Origin of the sequence: Saccharothrix mutabilis subsp. mutabilis, assembly GCF_039521145.1 — a bacterium.
GTDB classification, from domain to species: Bacteria; Actinomycetota; Actinomycetes; order Mycobacteriales; family Pseudonocardiaceae; genus Actinosynnema; species Actinosynnema mutabilis.
Window position 1 is genome coordinate 1 of the sequence record NZ_BAAABU010000031.1, and the last position, 14,180, is coordinate 14,180.

Genomic DNA, 14,180 nt, shown 5'->3' on the forward strand with positions numbered 1-14,180 from the left:
GTGGTAGCCCTTCGGGCAGGTCATACGGTGGGGAACACGAAGGCCCCTTGTGGCTGGGAGCCCAACCCAAAACCGCCGCTGCGCGGCGAAAAGCGCGGGGTGTGCTAGTCCCGGCCGCGACCGGTCTTCTCCTGCAACCGGTCGATCAGTTGCGACGCCTCTACCTTCGTCAAGTCCTCCGGCACTTCCTCGCCCGCTTCCTGGGCCAGGGTGTGCAGGTAGGACTCCTGCGGGCCGGTCATCGGCTCGTCGCCGGTCGTCCAGTCCTCGGGGTCCTTCTCCGGGGTGCGGTTCACGGTCGGTCTCCCTTCGCTCGAACGCGCGTTCGAGGTACCCGGGATCCGGACGGACCAATCCCACCCTCCCGGCGGCTACGCCTCCAGGGCGAGTTCCGGCTCGTCCGACCGCCGCGCCAGGTCGCACACCGCGGCCAGTCTGAGCGTCGTCCAGTCGGCGTGCGACCACTCCACCACCGCGGGTGGGGTCCAGCCGTGCTTCGTCGCCTCGTCCAGCACGCCGCGCGCGTAGCCGGCCAGCAGGATCGCCGCCGCTGCCGCCGGCGCGCCGTAGGCGAGGATGTCCCGCACGGACGCCGCGTGTTGGTCGATCGCCGCGAGCACGCCCACCGGGGCCAACACCGCCGTCGCCATGCCGATCTCGCCACCCAGCCGATCCAGGAACCGACGGGCGACCATGTCCCTCCAGCCGCTCACAAGCCCGACACCCTACGCTGTGCGGGGCGATCGACCCACCATCGAACATCTGTTCTAGGATCACGGCCGGGTCGAGCCGGATGCAGAGAGGAAACGAGAACGTGCAGGCGGACACGCTCGTGGAGCAGGAAGACCAGGTGGACGCCGTGCCGGCGGCCACGCAGCAGGAGGAGGCGCCCGCCACCGAGGAGGCGCCCAAGGTCGAGGGTGGCGAACCCAAGGCCGAGGCGCCCGCGCCCAAGCCCGCCAAGCCCAAGGCCACGAAGAGCACGGCCAAGAAGACCCGCACGGTCGAGCTGACGCTGACCGTCACCGGCACCGCCGACGGCGAGTGGCAGGCCGACCTGGTGCACGGCACCAAGCGGGTCGTGCAGGGGCTCGTCATCTCCGCGGCGGCGGTGTCCAAGGCGGCCAAGGAGCTGCACGAGGACATCGCCGGTGGCATCGACGAGGTCATCGAGGCCGCTCGGGCCCAGCACCGCACCCGCATGGAGGAGCTGGAGGCCGAGCTGGCCAAGGTGAAGGCCGCGCTGGCCGAACTGAGCGAGTGACGCGGACCGGCCGGTGGGGCAGCCCACCGGCCGGACCCCGGGCACCAGCCCGGGCGGCACTACCGCGACGGGTCGAGCACCAACTTGCCCGTCGTCCGCCTCGACCGCAGGTCCTCGTGCGCCTTCCGGACCTCGGACAGCCCGTACTCGCCGCCCGCGACGGCCCGCAGCTCACCGGCCTCGACCAGCGCGAACAGCTCGTCCATCGCGCGGTGCACGACCCGGCCCGGCAGTTTGAACGCGTGCGGCAGCCACATGCCGGCGATGGCCGTCGAGTGCACCAGCAGCTTGCCCAGGTCCACCGGCGACGGCCGTTCCCGGCTGGCCATCCCGTAGAACGCGAGCCGCCCGAACGGGGCCAGCGCCGCCACGCTCTGGTCGGTCACCGCGCCGCCGGTCATGTCCAGCACCACGTCCACGCGCCGACCCTCGTTGGCCTCGCGCAGCGCCGCCGTCATGTCCGCCGCGGTGGAGTCCACGGCCACGTCCGCGCCCAGGTCCAGTGCGAGCTTGCGCTTGTCCTCGCTGCTCGCGGTCGCGATGACGCGGCCCGCGCCCCACTTCTTGGCCAGCTGCACGGCGATCGACCCGACCCCGCCCGCGGCGGCGTGCACGACGACGGACTCCCCCGGCTCCAGGTGCACGCTCTTGCGCAGCAGCAGCCACGCCGTCGCGCCCTGCACGACCATGCTCAGCGCCGTCACGTCGTCCACGCCGTCGGGCACGTCGAACGCGGTCGCGGCGGGCACGGCGGCCTTCTCCGCGTACCCGCCGAAGTTGGTCAGCGCGACGACCCGGCGACCGTCGGGCGTGCGGCCCACGACCTCGCCGCCGGGCACCAGCGGCAGCTCCATCTTCGCCAGGTAGGAGTTCTCGGCCTGGTGGGTGTCGGCGTAGTTCAGGCCCGCGCGGCTGACGTCCACGAGCAGTTCGCCCGGACCGGCGACGGGGTCGGGCAGCTCGACCTCGGTGAGGACCTCGGGTCCGCCGAACTCGGTGATCTGGATGGCACGCACAGTGGATCAGCCTTCCTGGGACGGGTCGTGCAGGGCCACGCGCTCACCGGACGCGGTGCGCGGGCCGGGCGGGTTGGGGAACTTGAACGGCTCGCTGGGCCGGCCGGCCTGGACGTACCAGCACTGGCCGGCGCCGCCGGACCGCAGGGCGGACAGGTACGCGTCCACCACGTCGTCCACGGTGAGGATCGGCATGCCGGCCGACTCCAGGGCGGTCTTGAAGCCGGCGATGATGTTGGTGTCCGCGAACGCCGGGCACACCGCGTTGACGGCGACGCCGTCGGCGGCCAACGTCGGCCCCAGCGCGCGGACCAGGCCGACGACGGCGGCCTTGTTGGCCCCGTACACCGGGTCCATCGGCATCGCCATGAGCCCGGCCATGCTCGCCGTGGCGACGATGTGCCCGCCGCCGCGCGCCTTGAGGGCGGGCAGGGCCGCGTGCACGCCGTAGACCACGCCGTCGAGGTTGATGCCCATGACCCGCCGGTACCGCTCGGCGTCGAAGTCGTCGCCCAGGCCGAAGCCGGTGGCGATGCCCGCGTTGAGCACCGCGATGTCGAGCCCGCCGAACGCCTCCACGGCCGCCGCGACGGCCTGCTCGCTGTGCCGGGGGTCGCTCACGTCGCACGTGACGAACAGCCCGTCCACCTCGTCGGCGACGGCCTTGCCGCGCTCGGCGTCCACGTCGGCGACGACGACCTTCGCGCCGAGCCCGGCGAGTCTGCGGGCGACCCCCGCGCCGATGCCGTTCGCACCGCCGGTGATCCACGCGACCTTGTCCTGGAACTCCACCGCACGCCTCCCTTGGCGACATTCCGACCAGTCGGTATGGTCGTCGCACCGGGCTGTGGCGTCAAGCCACGCCTGCCGGTAGTTTCCAAGCGCTTGCTTAGCCCGTATCAAGGAGGATTTCGTGGCCGAGACCAACGCACGGGTGGCCATCGTCACCGGCGCGGCGCGCGGCATCGGCGCGGCCGTGGCGACCCGGCTCGCGCAGGACGGCTTCGCCGTCGCGGTGCTGGACCTCAACGAGGAGGGCTGCGCGGACGTCGTCGGGAAGATCAACGCCTCCGGTGGCCGCGCGCTCGCCGTGGGCGTGGACGTGGGCGACAGCGCGTCGGTGGACGCCGCCGTGCAGCGGGTGGCCGACGAGCTGGGCGCGCCCACCGTGCTGGTCAACAACGCCGGCATCCTGCGGGACAACCTGCTGTTCAAGATGACCGACGACGACTGGGACGCGGTGATGACCGTGCACCTGCGCGGCTCGTTCCTGATGAGCCGGGCGGTGCAGAAGTTCCAGACCGAGGCCAAGTGGGGCCGGATCGTCAACATGTCCAGCACCTCCGCGCTGGGCAACCGCGGCCAGGCCAACTACGCCGCCGCCAAGGCCGGTTTGCAGGGCTTCACCAAGACGCTGGCGATCGAGCTGGGCAAGTTCGGCGTCACGGTCAACGCCATCGCGCCGGGCTTCATCGAGACCGACATGACCGCCGCCACCGCCGCCCGCGTCGGCGTGGACTTCGAGGACTTCAAGAAGGGCGCGGCGGCGATGATCCCGGTCGGCCGCACCGGCACCCCCGAGGACATCGCGCACACCGCGTCGTTCCTGGTCAGCGAGGGCGCCGGGTTCGTGTCCGGCCAGGTCATCTACGTCGCCGGCGGACCGAAGGACTGACATGCGCACCTTCGCGAACCTGGACGAGCTGGCCGCCGCCAAGGGCGAGCACCTGGGCTTCGGGCCGTGGCACGAGGTCACCCAGCAGGAGATCAACCTGTTCGCCGACGCCACCGGCGACCACCAGTGGATCCACGTCGACCTGGAGAAGGCGGCGCGCGGCCCGTTCGGCGCGCCGGTCGCGCACGGGTACCTGACGCTGTCGCTGATCCCCTTGCTGGTGCGGGACATCTACACCGTGCAGGGCCTGTCGATGGGCGTGAACTACGGCCTGAACAAGGTCCGCTTCCCCACGCCGGTGAAGGTCGGCTCCCGCGTCCGGGCCGGGGCGGAGCTGACCGAGATCACCGACATGGCGCAGGGCAAGCAGGCCGTGGTGAAGGTGGTCGTGGAGATCGACGGCGAGCCGAAGCCGGCGTGCGTGGCCGAGACGGTCGTGCTGCTGGTGCCGTGAGCGTCCTAGGGCGCGCCCAGGAACCACAGCCTGGGTGCGCCCTGGTCGGTCACCACGTTCAGGATGCCGTAGACGCAGCGGTGCGCCACGAACGCGCCCGGGTCCGGCAGGTCCAGCACCTCGACGCGGGGTGAGCCGGGCGCCCAGCGGGCCAGTTTCCCCTCACTGGGCCAGTAGAAGTGCGCGCCGCACCGTTCGACGTCGTGCCCGCCGGTGTCCACAGTGGACGCATCCGGGGTGGACGGGACGGTGAGCCACTCGCCGACCACCGCGACCCGCTCGGCGAGGCCGCCTGCCGGGGTGCGGGTGTAGGGCACCGGGCCGGGCCGCGCGGTGGTGGGTGGCGCGGTGGCGGTTGGCGACCCGGTGGCGCCCGGGGGCTGGGCGGCGGTCGGTGGCGGGGTGTGGCCGCGCAGGACCGCGACGACCGCCACCAGCAGGCAGGCGGCCACGACGACCAGCGCTTTCCGCCGCATCCCACCACTGTGCGCCCGACCGGCCGCCGGGGGCAACCGCCGTCAGGGGCGCAGTGAGGCCAGGAGCAGGTCGGCGTAGTGGCGGCCGATCTGCTTGGGCGTCAGCGGGCCCGTGGTGTGGTACCAGGCGCCCAGGTGGTGGATGGTGCCGAAGAAGTAGTGCGCGGTCAGGTCGGCGGGCACGTCGGCGCGGAAGACGCCCGCCTCCTGCCCCTCCTCGACCAGCGACCGGAACCGCTCGTGGTAGCGCCGCCGCTCGGCGCGCGTGGCCCGCCGCTGCTGCTCGGGCAGCTGGTCGGCCGACCGGAAGTACACCTTGGCCTGGTCGAAGTTCTCCACCGTGGTCACCACGACGTCCACCGCCACCGCGTGCAGCCGCTCGGCGACCGGTCCGGGGCCGGACGCGATCTCCTCCAGCCGCTCGGTCTGCATGCGCAGCAGACTGCCGTAGATCTCCTGGAGCAGGTCGTCCTTGGACCCGAAGTAGTGGTACATCGCGCCCTTGGTGACCCCGGCGTGGTCCACGATCTCCTGCACCGCCACCCGGTCGTAGCCCTTGTCGGCGAACAACCTGGTGGCGGCCCCGATCAGCCGTTCCGGCACAGATGCCATGGTGAGCAGCATAAACGGCCGACCGGGGCGGACCGGGTCAGCCGCCGAGCGTGACGCCGCCGTCCACGACCAGCGTGGCGCCGGTGGTGTAGCCGCCGGCGGCCGAGGCGAGGAAGACCACCGCGGCGGCCAGCTCCTCCGGGTCGCCGGCGCGGCCGATGGGCAGCCGGCCGACGTGGGCCTCCAGGTAGCCGTCGGGGTACTGGTCGGTCATCTCCGAGGCGAAGAACCCCGGCGCGAGCGCGTTGACCCGGATGCCCTTGCGCCCGGTCCACTGCTGGGCCAGGTCGCGGGTCAGGCCGAGCAGGCCGGCCTTGGAGGCGGCGTAGGCGGCCTGCGGCAGGCCGCCGGACACCAATCCGAGCACGCTGGAGATGTTGACGATCGACCCGCCGTTCTCCATGACCGCGGCGGCGGCCTGGGCCATCCAGTACGCGCCGTTGAGGTTGACGTCCATGACGCCGAGGAACTGCTCGGGCGTCTCCTTGGACGCGGGCACCGCCGAGGCCACGCCGGCATTGTTGACCAGCACCCGCACGTCGCCGAACTCGGCGGCGGCGCGCGCCACCTCGCGGCAGTCGTCGGGCTGGGCGACGTCCGCCTGCACGATCAGCGCCCGCCTGCCCGCGGCCTCGACCAGGGCGGCGGTCTCCTTGAGCTTGTCCACCCGCCGCGCGGCCAGCACGACGTCCGCGCCCGCCTCCGCCAGGCCCTTGGCGAACGCCACGCCGAGGCCGGAGGACGCGCCGGTGACGATCGCGGTCTGCCCGTCGAGGCGGAACTTGTCGAGGATTCCCATCAGCTACAGCCTTTCCAGGATGATCGCCATGCCCTGCCCGCCGCCCACGCACATGGTCTCCAGGCCGAACTGGGCGTCACGGGCCTGCATCCCGTTGATGAGGGTGGTCATGATGCGGGCGCCGGTCGAGCCGAACGGGTGCCCCAGCGCGATGGCGCCGCCGTGCACGTTGAGCCGGTCGAGGTCGATGCCCAGCGCGCGCTGGCTGCCCAGCACCTGCACGGCGAACGCCTCGTTGATCTCCACCAGGTCGATGTCGCCGATGGACATCCCGGCGTGCGCGAGCGCTTGCAGGGTCGCTTCCACCGGGCCGAGGCCCATGATCTCCGGCGACAGGCCCGACACGCCCGTGGACACGATGCGCGCCAACGGGGTGAGGCCGAGTTCACGCGCCCGCGTGTCGCTCATGATGACGACCGCCGCCGCGCCGTCGTTGAGGGGGCAGCAGTTGCCCGGCGTGACCGTCCCCTGTGGACGAAACGACGGCTTGAGCCCTTGCACCGCTTCCAGCGTCACTCCCGCCCGCGGCCCGTCGTCGGTGCTGACCACCGTCCCGTCGGGCAGGGTGACCGGGGTGATCTCACGGGCGAAGAACCCGTCCGCGATGGCCTTTTCCGCCAGGTTCTGGGACCGGACGCCGAACTCGTCCTGCTCGCGGCGCGTGATGCCGAGGTGGGTGGCCACGTTCTCGGCGGTCTGCCCCATCGCGATGTAGTAGTCCGGCAGCTTCCCGTCGACCCGGGGGTCCGTCCACGGCGTGTTGTGCTCCGCCGTCCGCGCGGTCCGCTCCCGCGCTTCGTCGAACAGCGGGTTGAGGTGCGGATCGCCGTGGCGGTAGCGGGAGACGCACTCGACGCCGGCGCTGATGAACGCGTGCCCCTCCCCCGCCTTGATGGCGTGGAAGGCCATCCGGGCGGTCTGCACGGAGGACGCGCAGAACCGGTTGACCGTCGTGCCCGGAACGGTGTCCAGGCCGAGCTGAACGGCGATGCGGCGGGCGACGTTCTGGCCGTGCTCGTCCTGCGGCTCGGCGCAGCCCAGGTGCAGGTCGGTGATCGTGGCGGGGTCGAGCGCGGGGACCTTGTCCAGCGCGGCCCGGATGACCTGGGTGGCCAGGTCGTCCGGGCGCAGGTCGACCAGGGAACCCTTGCGGGCCCGGCCGATCGGGGAGCGCGAGGTGGCGACGACGACAGCCTCGGGCATGGTGATCTCCTTGTCCTACAGGCCGAGGTCGCGGCCGATGAGTTCCTTCATGATCTCGTTGGAGCCGGCCCAGATCTTGGTGACGCGGGCGTCCATCCAGGCGCGGGCGACGCGGTACTCGGTCATGTAGCCGTAGCCGCCGTGCAGCTGCACGCAGGCGTCGAGGACCTCGTTCTGGACGTCGGCGCTCCAGTACTTGGCCTTCGCGGCGTCCACGGCGGTCAGCTCGCGCTTGGTGTGCGCGATGGTGCACTGGTCCAGGAAGGCCTGCGTCACGTCCACCTTGGTGACCAGTTCGGCGAGCAGGAACTTGTTGTGCTGGAACGACCCGATGGCCTGCCCGAACGCCTTGCGCTCCTTGGCGTACTCGATGGTCTCCAGCAGGATCTGCTTGGCGTGCGCCAGGTTGGAGATCGCGCCGCCGAGGCGTTCCTGCGGCAGGCGTTCCATCATGTAGATGAAGCCGCGGTCCACCTCGCCGATGACGTTCTCGGCCGGGATGCGGACGTCTTCGAAGAACAGCTCGGCGGTGTCGGACTCGGGCTGGCCGACCTTGTCCAGCTTGCGCCCGCGCTCGAAGCCCTTCATGCCGGTCTCGACGGCGAACAGCGTGATGCCCTTGGACTTCTTCTCCGGGCTGGTCCGGGCGGCGACGACGATCATGTCCGCGGAGAAGCCGTTGGTGATGAACGTCTTCGAGCCGTTGAGGATCCAGTCCGAGCCGTCGCGCACGGCGGTGCTGCGCAGGGCGGCGAGGTCGGAGCCGCCGGAGGGCTCGGTCATGCCGATGCCGGTGGTCAGCTCGCCGGAGCAGAACCGGGGCAGCCAGCGCTGCTTCTGCTCCTCGGTGCACAGGTCGACCAGGTAGGGCGCGACGACGTCGCCGTGGATGCCCAGGCAGCTCGCGACACCGGCGCTGACCTTGCACAGCTCCTCGCCGAGCACGGCGTTGAACCGGTAGTCGTTCGCGCCGCTGCCGCCGTACTCCTCGGGGATCTCCAGGCCCAACAACCCCTGCCGACCGGCCTCCAACCACAGCTCGCGGTCGATGGACCGCTGCTCGACGTACTTCTCGTAGTTGGGCCGCACGGTCCGGTCCACGAACGCGCGCGCCGTCTCCCGGAAGGCGTGGTGGTCGTCCTCGAACAGGGTGCGCTGCACGTTCCCTCCACATACTAAGCGGTTGCTTAGGTCCTAAGCGTGTGCTTAGCCTGCGGTACGCTGTCGGCCCTTGTCAAGGAGGCCCCTGTTGACCACCGCCGCCCACGAGTTCGAGCTGCTGGAGCGGACCTGGCGCGACGTGACGCCACCCGCCGCCCGCCGCATGCTCATCGCGGCAGCCGCCGCCTTCGCGGGCCGCGGCTACCACGCCACGACCACCCGCGACATCGCCGCCCAGGCCGGCATGAGCCCGGCCGCGGTCTACATCCACTACCGGTCCAAAGAGGACCTGCTGTTCCAGATCTCCCGCATCGGCCACCGACGCGCGCTGGAGATGCTGACCGGGGTGACGGAGACCGAGCCGGTGGCCCGGATGTCGGCGGCGGTGAAGGCCTTCTCGTCCTGGCACGCGGAGTACCACCTGACGGCCCGGGTGGTGCAGTACGAGCTGACGGCGCTGACACCGGAGCACCACGCGGAGGTCGTGGAACTGCGACGGGAGATCGAGTCCACGGTGCGCGGGATGATCGAGGACGGCGTGGCGGCGGGGGCGTTCGACGTGCCGGACGTCAGGGGGGCGACGCTGGCGGTGCTGTCACTGTGCATCGACGTGGCACGCTGGTACAAACCCGGAAGCCGCCGCACCCCGGAGTCGATCGGCACCCTCTACGCCGACCTGGTGCTACGAATGCTAGGAGCCTGACCCCCACCGCCCGCGCGAAGCGCGGCTGCGCCGCGCAGCGGCGGCTGAGCTACCAGCCACAAGGGGCCTCCGTGTTCCCCACCGTATGACCTGCCCGAAGGGCTACCACAGATTTCCCCGGGTGACGCCGAAAGTTTTGCGAGGAACGAGCAAAAGTTTTAGCGGCACCCGGGGAAATCTGTGGTCGGCTCCGCCAGGTCATGCGGTGGGGAACACGCAGGCCCTTCCCCCCACTGGAGGCCTCCCGGCCGCTTTTCAGCTTTTGATCTTGAGAGCGCGAAGCGCGTCAACGCTTGAGAGCCGGCGAAGCGAAAGGGCCTCCCGATCACACCGGAAGGCCCCTCCCAAAAGTCCTCAGTGGACTTGTTTCCGCCCGTAGAAGCCCGCAACCAGGCTCACGCCCACGGCGGCGATCACCACCTGCACGATGATCTCGATCCAGTCGATGCCCGGCGTGTCCTCAACACCCAGCGCGCGGGCGATGAACGTGCCCAGGAACGCCGCCACGATGCCGACCACCAACGTCAGCCAGATCGGGATGGCCTGCTTGCCGGGAGCGACGAGCTTGCCGAGGAACCCGATGATGAGACCCACGATCAGAGCGCTGATCACACCGCCGATGCCCACGATGCCTCCTGCGGGTTAGTCGCCTTCGAAGAAGTCCCCGACCTCGTCGAGGGCCTCGCCGACAATCATCCCACCGAACACGCCGGCCGCAGCCCCGGCCACGATCCCACCGGCCCCGATTCCCCCACCATGGTGACCGCCGTGGTGACCCGGGTAGTGACCCCCGTGCATGCCGTGACCATGGCTGGAACGCCGTCCGGCCACCTGGTCCATCCACTGGTGCAGCACGGCCGCCCAGTCCGTGCGGATCACCTCATCGTGGGACATCGCGAAGTGCCCGAACGTGTCACCGCCGGCGCGGAACAGCCCACCCCGCCGGTCCGCCTCCAGCACCACGTACAGGTGGTGCGGGTCGGTGACGAAGGTCAGCTCGATCTGGCTGATCTTGGCCAGGAACTGCTGCGGCGGCAGGAACTCGATCTCCTGGTAGAACGGCAGCTGCTGCGGCACGCCGTGGATGCGGCCCTGCTCGGAGTCCGCGCGGGTGAACCGGAAGCCCAGCGCGCCGAACGCGTTGAGCACGTGCTCCTGCGAGCGGATCGGGTGCACGGCGATCGGGTCGAGGTCGCCCGGGTCCACCGCGCCGCGCACCTCCAGCTCCGTGCGCAACCCCATGGTCATGCCGTGCAGGTGCTGGCCGTGCACGACGGTCAGCGGCGTCTCCAGCGGCACCGGGAACTGGAACGGCAGCGCCAGGTGCTGGCCGGGGCCGACCTGGATGCGCTGCCCGACCACGACGCGGGCGAACTCGACGTTGCGGTTGTGCTCGTTGTCGCCGCTCTCCACCTCGACCCGGGTGACCAGCGACAGCTTGACCTGGTCGATGTCGGCGGGGTGGTCGCCGCCCGCGATGCGCACCTCGCCGGTGAGCAGCTCGCCGGGCCGGACGTTCGGGTTGGTCAGCACCGTGTCCACGGAGGGACCGCCGACTCCGAACGCGCGCAACATCCTCTTGAACACCACGGTGGTCCTCCTGAAACCCGTGCGGCTCGCGTCCCTCGGGAGCGATTTGTCCCCAGGACGCCTTACCGGGTGGATCGGTTGGCTCTGGACGAACGCTAAGTCGTGGTGCCAGTATGCGACGGCAGTCACATACTAAGCGGTCGCTCAGCACAGAGCGCGTCCGCACCGCTCCAGGAGGTCCCTTGTCCACGCTGCTCGTCGCCAACCGGGGTGAGGTCGCCGTCCGCGTCCTCCGCGCCGCCGCCGACCTGGGCTGGCGGACCACGGCCGTGTTCACCGACGACGACCCCGGTCACGCCGGGCTCGCCGACCGCGCGGTCCGGCTGCGCGGCGAGGGGCCCGCGCCCTACCTGGACGTCGACCAGCTGCTGGCCGCCGCCGAGGGGTGCCGGTTCGTGCACCCCGGGTACGGGTTCCTGTCCGAGAACGCCGAGTTCGCGCGGCGGTGCGCCGAGGCCGGGCTGACCTTCGTCGGACCGCCGCCGGAGGTGCTGGGGCTGCTCGGCGACAAGCTGAGCGCCCGCGCGCTGGCCACCGAGGTCGGCGTGCCGGTGCTGGCCGGCGCGACGTCGAACTTCGAGGAGTTCTTCAAGGCGCACGGGGCCGTGATGGTCAAGGCCGTGTCCGGCGGGGGCGGCAAGGGCATGCGGGTGGTGCGGCGGCTGATGGACCTGACGCCCGCCGTCGAGCGGTGCCGGGCCGAGGCGCTGGCCGCGTTCGGCGACGGGTCGGTGTACGTGGAGGAGCTGCTGACGCCCGCCCGGCACATCGAGGTGCAGCTGGTGGGCACGACCGTGCTCGGCGACCGGGACTGCAGCCTCCAGTCCGGCCACCAGAAGCTGGTCGAGATCGCGCCCGCGCCGGGGCTGGACCCGGGCCTGCGGGCCGAGCTGCACGAGGCGGCGGCGGCCATCGCGCGGGCCGTCCGCTACACCGGGCTGGGCACGGTCGAGTTCCTGGTCACGCCCTCGCGGTACGTGTTCCTGGAGGCCAACCCGCGGTTGCAGGTCGAGCACACCGTCACCGAGGAGGTCACCGGGCTGGACCTGGTGCGCGCGCAACTGCTGCTGGCGGCGGAGGTCGAGCCGGACCTGACCCACACGCCGCGCGGCGCGGCCGTCCAGGTGCGGGTCAACCTCGCGTCGGCCGGTCGGCTGGGCACGTTCGCGCCGCCTACCGGCCCCGGCATCCGGGTGGACACCCACGCCGGCCCCGGCTTCCGCGCGGGGCTCGGGTTCGACGCCCTGCTGGCCAAGGTGATCGCCCACGGCGACGACCTGGACACGGCGCTGCGCCGGGTGAAGCGGGCGCTGGCCGAGTTCGCCGTGGACGGCGCGGCGACCAACCTGGGCTTCCTGCGCGGCCTGCTCGACCACCCGGACGTGCTGTCCGCGCACACCGGTTTCGTGGACGAGCTGCCCCGCGAGGACCGGGGGCCGCGCGCGCCCGTGCAGGGCACCGTGGTGGCCGTCGAGAACGGCACGGTCGTGGTCGAGGCGATGAAGATGCAGCACGTGGTCCAGGTCGGCGACGGCCGGGTGCTGGTCTCGGTCGGCGAGACCGTGGCCGAGGGGACGCTGCTGGCCGACGGCGGCACCGACGCGACCGAGGAGAAGGTGGTCGACGTCGACCTGGACGAGATCCGCCCCGACCTGGCCGAGACGATGGCCCGCCACGACTTCGCCCGCCCGGCGGCGGAGGCGAAACGCCACTCGCTGGGGCACCGGACGGCCCGGGAGAACATCGCGGACCTGTGCACCGACTTCGTGGAGTACGGCGGCCTGGCGATCGCGGCCCAGCGCCGCCGCCGGTCGCTGGACGAGCTGGTGGAGCGGACCCCGGCCGACGGCATGGTGGCCGGCATCGGACTGGTCAACGGGCGGCGGACCGTCGCGCTGTCCTACGACTACGCGGTCATGGCCGGCACCCAGGGCATGCGCAACCACGCCAAGAAGGACCGGATGTTCGCCCTGGCCGAGGACCAGCGCCTGCCGGTGGTCCTGTTCGCCGAGGGCGGCGGCGGGCGGCCGGGCGACACCGACCACGGCGGCGTCAGCGGGCTGGACTGCATGGCGTTCCACCTGTTCGCGAAGCTGTCCGGCCTGGTGCCGCTGGTCGGGATCGCGTCGGGCCGGTGCTTCGCGGGCAACGCCGTGCTGCTGGGCACGTGCGACGTGGTCATCGCGACCCGGGACGCGACCATCGGCATGGGCGGGCCGGCCATGATCGAGGGCGGCGGGTTGGGGGTGTTCCGGCCGGAGGAGGTCGGGCCGATGAGCGTGCAGGTGCCCAACGGGGTCGTGGACGTCGCCGTGGCCGACGAGGCCGAGGCCGTGGCGGTGGCCAAGAAGTACCTGTCCTACTTCCAGGGGCCGGCGGACTCGTGGGAAGCCCCTGACCAGCGCGTTCTTCGGCATGCCGTACCGGAGAACCGGGTGCGGGCCTACGACGTCCGGACCGTCGTGGAGACGATCGCCGACTGCTGGTCGGTGCTGGAGCTGCGCCGCGAGTTCGGGCGCGGGATCGTCACGGCGCTGGTGCGGGTCGAGGGCAGGCCGCTCGGGCTGATCGCCAACGACCCGTCGGTGCTGGGCGGGGCGATCGACGCGGACGCGGCCGACAAGGCGGCCCGGTTCCTCCAGCTCTGCGACGCCTTCGACCTGCCGGTGCTCTCGCTGTGCGACACGCCGGGGTTCATGGTCGGCCCGCAGGCGGAGAAGACGGCCACCGTCCGGCACCTGACCCGGATGCTGGTCGGCGGGGCGAACCTGAGCGTGCCGTTCGGGCTGGTCGTGCTGCGCAAGGCGTACGGGCTGGGCGCGCAGGCCATGGCGGCGGGGAGCCTGAAGGTGCCGCGGTTCGCGGTGTCGTGGCCGAGCGGCGAGTTCGGGCCGATGGGCCTGGAGGGCGCGGTCAAGCTCGGGTTCAAGCGGGAGCTGGACGGCATCGAGGACCCGGCCCAGCGCCGGGAGGCGTTCGAGGCGATGGTGGCGGCGGCCTACGAGCACGGGAAGGCGCTGAACGTGGCGTCGGCGTTCGAGATCGACGACGTCATCGACCCGGCCGAGACGCGGCGCTGGGTCACCACCCAGCTACTGGCCGACACGCCGCCCGAACGCGACGGCAAGAAGCGCCCGTTCGTCGACACGTGGTGAGTCCACGCCGCTCTGGAGGGTCTGAGTGAAGAGTCAACCGGGTGACGTGCGGAACGCCCGGCGCTTGCCGTA

16 protein-coding genes are annotated in these 14,180 nt (G+C 71.6%); 5 read left to right on the plus strand and 11 right to left on the minus strand.

What is annotated here, in order from left to right; translation table 11 throughout:
• Nucleotides 1-104: 104 nt before the first annotated feature.
• Nucleotides 105-296 carry a DUF3072 domain-containing protein gene (locus ABD126_RS35820; RefSeq protein ID WP_343939557.1) on the minus strand — a complete coding sequence of 64 codons (192 nt, stop codon included), beginning with the start codon at nucleotides 294-296 and terminating at the stop codon, nucleotides 105-107.
• Between the two features lie 75 nt (nucleotides 297-371).
• A complete protein-coding gene (locus ABD126_RS35825) occupies nucleotides 372-713 on the minus strand; it encodes a DUF6401 family natural product biosynthesis protein (RefSeq protein WP_343939559.1) in 342 nt (113 codons plus the stop codon).
• An 80-nt stretch (nucleotides 714-793) separates the two neighbouring features.
• On the opposite strand from ABD126_RS35825, the gene ABD126_RS35830 reads away from it, so the two are divergent.
• Entirely contained in the window at nucleotides 794-1,264 is a 471-nt protein-coding gene (locus tag ABD126_RS35830) for a DUF6319 family protein (RefSeq protein ID WP_343939561.1), read from the plus strand.
• A gap of 59 nt (nucleotides 1,265-1,323) precedes the next feature.
• On the opposite strand, the gene ABD126_RS35835 is transcribed toward ABD126_RS35830, so the two are convergent.
• The gene (locus ABD126_RS35835) at nucleotides 1,324-2,280 is read right to left on the minus strand and encodes a quinone oxidoreductase family protein (protein WP_343939563.1); all 957 of its coding nucleotides are present in this window, start codon (nucleotides 2,278-2,280) and stop codon (nucleotides 1,324-1,326) included.
• A gap of 6 nt (nucleotides 2,281-2,286) precedes the next feature.
• The gene (locus tag ABD126_RS35840; protein WP_343939565.1) at nucleotides 2,287-3,072 is read right to left on the minus strand and encodes an SDR family NAD(P)-dependent oxidoreductase; all 786 of its coding nucleotides are present in this window, start codon (nucleotides 3,070-3,072) and stop codon (nucleotides 2,287-2,289) included.
• 121 nt (nucleotides 3,073-3,193) lie between these two features.
• Here ABD126_RS35840 and fabG point away from each other — a divergent pair, with 121 nt between their 5' ends.
• Complete coding sequence (gene fabG, locus ABD126_RS35845) at nucleotides 3,194-3,955, plus strand: 3-oxoacyl-ACP reductase FabG (RefSeq protein ID WP_121221394.1); 762 nt, start codon at nucleotides 3,194-3,196, stop codon at nucleotides 3,953-3,955.
• A gap of 1 nt (nucleotide 3,956) precedes the next feature.
• The gene (locus ABD126_RS35850; protein WP_343939568.1) at nucleotides 3,957-4,409 is read left to right on the plus strand and encodes a MaoC family dehydratase; all 453 of its coding nucleotides are present in this window, start codon (nucleotides 3,957-3,959) and stop codon (nucleotides 4,407-4,409) included.
• Nucleotides 4,410-4,414: 5 nt separating this feature from the next.
• Here ABD126_RS35850 and ABD126_RS35855 read toward each other — a convergent pair whose 3' ends face one another.
• The 5 genes from ABD126_RS35855 to ABD126_RS35875 are packed head-to-tail and all read right to left on the minus strand — an operon-like array spanning nucleotide 4,415 to nucleotide 8,660.
• Nucleotides 4,415-4,885: a hypothetical protein gene (locus ABD126_RS35855; protein ID WP_343939570.1), complete on the minus strand. Its 471-nt coding sequence runs from the start codon at nucleotides 4,883-4,885 to the stop codon at nucleotides 4,415-4,417.
• A gap of 42 nt (nucleotides 4,886-4,927) precedes the next feature.
• Nucleotides 4,928-5,497, minus strand: a complete 570-nt coding sequence (locus tag ABD126_RS35860) for a TetR/AcrR family transcriptional regulator (RefSeq protein ID WP_343939572.1) — start codon at nucleotides 5,495-5,497, stop codon at nucleotides 4,928-4,930.
• A 37-nt stretch (nucleotides 5,498-5,534) separates the two neighbouring features.
• Complete coding sequence (locus ABD126_RS35865; RefSeq protein WP_343939574.1) at nucleotides 5,535-6,296, minus strand: SDR family NAD(P)-dependent oxidoreductase; 762 nt, start codon at nucleotides 6,294-6,296, stop codon at nucleotides 5,535-5,537.
• Nucleotides 6,297-6,299: 3 nt separating this feature from the next.
• Complete coding sequence (locus ABD126_RS35870; RefSeq protein ID WP_343939576.1) at nucleotides 6,300-7,499, minus strand: acetyl-CoA C-acetyltransferase; 1,200 nt, start codon at nucleotides 7,497-7,499, stop codon at nucleotides 6,300-6,302.
• A 15-nt stretch (nucleotides 7,500-7,514) separates the two neighbouring features.
• Complete coding sequence (locus ABD126_RS35875) at nucleotides 7,515-8,660, minus strand: acyl-CoA dehydrogenase family protein (protein WP_343939578.1); 1,146 nt, start codon at nucleotides 8,658-8,660, stop codon at nucleotides 7,515-7,517.
• Nucleotides 8,661-8,748: 88 nt separating this feature from the next.
• Here ABD126_RS35875 and ABD126_RS35880 point away from each other — a divergent pair, with 88 nt between their 5' ends.
• The gene (locus ABD126_RS35880; RefSeq protein WP_343939580.1) at nucleotides 8,749-9,363 is read left to right on the plus strand and encodes a TetR/AcrR family transcriptional regulator; all 615 of its coding nucleotides are present in this window, start codon (nucleotides 8,749-8,751) and stop codon (nucleotides 9,361-9,363) included.
• Between the two features lie 354 nt (nucleotides 9,364-9,717).
• On the opposite strand, the gene ABD126_RS35885 is transcribed toward ABD126_RS35880, so the two are convergent.
• Entirely contained in the window at nucleotides 9,718-9,990 is a 273-nt protein-coding gene (locus ABD126_RS35885; RefSeq protein ID WP_343939582.1) for a GlsB/YeaQ/YmgE family stress response membrane protein, read from the minus strand.
• A 15-nt stretch (nucleotides 9,991-10,005) separates the two neighbouring features.
• On the minus strand, nucleotides 10,006-10,950 hold the full coding sequence (locus tag ABD126_RS35890; RefSeq protein ID WP_343939738.1) for a sporulation protein: 945 nt from the start codon (nucleotides 10,948-10,950) through the stop codon (nucleotides 10,006-10,008).
• A 185-nt stretch (nucleotides 10,951-11,135) separates the two neighbouring features.
• Between ABD126_RS35890 and ABD126_RS35895 the strand changes: the two genes are divergently transcribed.
• Nucleotides 11,136-14,108, plus strand: coding sequence for an acetyl-CoA carboxylase family protein (locus ABD126_RS35895; protein WP_343939584.1), 2,973 nt, complete (start codon nucleotides 11,136-11,138; stop codon nucleotides 14,106-14,108).
• Nucleotides 14,109-14,180: the final 72 nt, after the last annotated feature.